The sequence below is a fragment of the Actinomadura verrucosospora genome (assembly GCF_039540335.1).
Lineage (GTDB): Bacteria > Actinomycetota > Actinomycetes > Streptosporangiales > Streptosporangiaceae > Spirillospora > Spirillospora verrucosospora.
The window spans coordinates 1-852 of record NZ_BAABEV010000106.1 but is presented as its reverse complement, the minus strand read 5'-3'; the positions used below and the strand labels follow the sequence as shown (position 1 = coordinate 852).

Genomic DNA, 852 nt, shown 5'->3' with positions numbered 1-852 from the left:
GTCTTCACGCGGGTGAGGAGGAGGCGACCCTGGGCAGTGTGGCGGTGCCGATCGAGGTCGATGACATCGACCACTTCGGCAACCGGCGGCTGCGCACGGTGGGGGAGCTGATCCAGAACCAGGTGCGCGTGGGGCTGGCCCGTATGGAGCGGGTGGTCCGGGAGCGGATGACGACGCAGGACGTCGAGGCGATCACGCCGCAGACGTTGATCAACATCAGGCCGGTGGTGGCCTCCATCAAGGAGTTCTTCGGCACCAGCCAGCTGTCGCAGTTCATGGACCAGACCAACCCCCTGGCCGGCCTCACCCACAAGCGCCGCCTGAACGCGCTCGGTCCGGGCGGTCTGTCGCGTGAGCGGGCGAGCATGGAGGTTCGTGACGTCCACCCGTCGCACTACGGGCGGATGTGTCCGATCGAGACGCCCGAAGGCCCGAACATCGGCCTGATGGGGTCCCTGTCGTCCTACGCCCGCGTCAACCCGTTCGGCTTCATCGAGACGCCCTACCGCAAGGTCGTCGAAGGCCGCGTGACCGACGAGATCGACTACCTGACCGCCGATGTCGAGGACCGCTACGTCATCGCGCAGGCCAACACGCCGATCGGCCCCGACGGGACCTTCGCCGAGCAGCGCGTGCTCGTCCGCCGCAAGGGCGGCGAGATCGAGGCCATCCGGCCCGACGAGGTCGACTACATGGACGTCTCACCGCGCCAGATGGTGTCCGTGGCGACCGCGATGATCCCGTTCCTGGAGCACGACGACGCCAACCGGGCGCTGATGGGCTCGAACATGCAGCGGCAGTCGGTGCCGCTGCTGCGCAGTGAGGCGCCGCTGGTCGGGACGGGCATGGAGT

The 852-nt window shown here is 68.2% G+C and carries 1 pseudogene; it reads left to right on the top strand.

The window, feature by feature from the left end:
• Positions 1–852 (top strand): annotated as a pseudogene (locus ABD944_RS42120) (DNA-directed RNA polymerase subunit beta); the annotation flags it as partial.